At 71.1% G+C, this 1,752-nt stretch carries 1 protein-coding gene and 1 pseudogene; both read right to left on the bottom strand.

Annotation, left to right across the window (positions count from 1 at the left end):
• Positions 1 to 204: 204 nt before the first annotated feature.
• Positions 205 to 1,401: a glycosyltransferase gene (locus tag ACWDR3_RS47735; protein WP_450358944.1), complete on the bottom strand. Its 1,197-nt coding sequence runs from the start codon at positions 1,399 to 1,401 to the stop codon at positions 205 to 207.
• Positions 1,402 to 1,546: 145 nt separating this feature from the next.
• Positions 1,547 to 1,752, bottom strand: a pseudogene (locus ACWDR3_RS47730) (SAM-dependent methyltransferase); the annotation flags it as partial.

The following is a 1,752-nucleotide window of genomic DNA, read 5'->3' as shown; positions in this document are numbered from 1 at the left end:
TCTTGGCCGAGCCGAGCGGGGTCTGGTGCGTGCAGCTGCAAGGCGGAGGAGGGAGCCGACGCGGAGCGTCGGCGACCGACGACAACGCCGCAGATGTGCGTGCCAGACCCCGCGACGCCGACATGATCCGCCGGACAGGCCCTAAGGGGGACCGGCGGCCCCTCCTCATGTGCGCGTCGCCAGGAGGGCGAACTCGCCGGTGGATCAGCCCAGTTCCGGGCTCAGTTCGTCGTGGACGTCGTGGACCACGTGGTCCAGCAGGTCGGCGTACGCGGCGATCATGCGCGTACGGCTGAAGCGTTCGCGGCCGGCGGCGAGGGCGTCGGAGAGGGTTGCTCGGTCGGTGACCGCGGCGGACCAGGCGTAGGCGATCGCGTCGGGGTCGAAGGGGGTGACGAAGCCGTGGCCCGCGACGATGGACGCGCTGTCGCCGACGTCCGTGGTGACCGGGACCGCGCCGCACATCATGCCCTCGATGAGGCACAGCGGGGCCGCCTCACCGGAGGACGAGGTGAGGGCGACGACGTCGGAACCGGCGTACACGCTCTCCATGTCGTGCCGTACGCCGAGCAGGTGGACCCGGTCGCCGAGGGCGGCCCGGTCGTCGCCGAAGGCGATCTCCATGTCGGCCCAGAGGGCGGGGTTGGTGTCGGTCATGCCGGCGCCGCACATCACGACGTGGCCGCCGCCCTCGCGGGCCAGCCAGGCGCGGGCGGCCCGCAGGAAGAGGGAGACGTTCTTCATCTGGGCGTAGCGGGCGGCGAAGACGACGACCGGGGCCGTGGCGGGGATGCCGAGCGAGGCGCGGAAGGCGAGTCGCGCGGCCGGGTCGGGGCGGAAGCGCAGGAGGTCGACGCCGTTGGGGATGACGTGCAGGAGGTCGGCGGGGATGCCGGCGGCCTCGTAGGCGTCGCGGGTCGATTCGGCGCAGCAGACGCAGGCCACGACCTTGCCCTCGTCGATGGCGGTCTTGAGCTCGTCCAGGGCGGGGCCCTGGTTCTCCGGGTCGGAGCGGTGCAGGCACACCACCACCGGGCGGCGCGGCAGGCCCGCCTGGTTGAGCAGCGCGAGCGGCTGCTCCTTGAGGGAGAGGATGACGTCCGCGCCGGCCATCGCCCTCGCGGTGTCGGCCAGTTCGGGTCCGGTGAACACGGACGCGGCGACGGTGCCGTCGACCAGCCCGGCGCTGCGGCCGAGCGAGGTGACGTCGATCCCGCCGGCCGTCAGTGACCGGTAACAGGCGTCGTCCTCCATCCGCTGGGTCGTCGCCTCCCGGTGCACCTCACCGTGCAGACTCAGCACCCGATGCCACTGCTGACTACCCTCCACCAGTCCCAACAGCACATCGCTGTGCACGATCCGGGCTCCTCCGGAGAAGAAACCCTCGTAGACCGACAGCACACGCAGCCCGCGCCTCGCACGCACACGACCACCCGCCTTGCACCAGATCGAGCCATCCCCGTGAAGCCAGCGGGTTAGCCGATATGAGGCGGTACAGACGTTTCAGACGAATGAACGCGGCGTCTCGTGTCGAAGTCGTCTGCGTTTACTCGGAACGCGTCCGTCCGGCCGCCGGCGCCACGTCGTCGCCCTCGCCGCCGCCACCTCGCTGACCTGCGGATTCATGACGCGCTGAAGGCCGTGCCGGTCGGCTGACCGGCGCCTGTTCGGCGACCCGGGTGGCGAGGGGTTTCTTCATGATGTCCCAGACCAGCAGCTTGTGGTACGCCTGCACGGGCAGCGCCTTGTCGT

It is taken from the genome of Streptomyces sp. NPDC001002 (genome assembly GCF_053599215.1).
The sequence above is the reverse complement of the archived record's forward strand: the minus strand, read 5'-3'. Positions and strand labels throughout refer to the sequence as shown.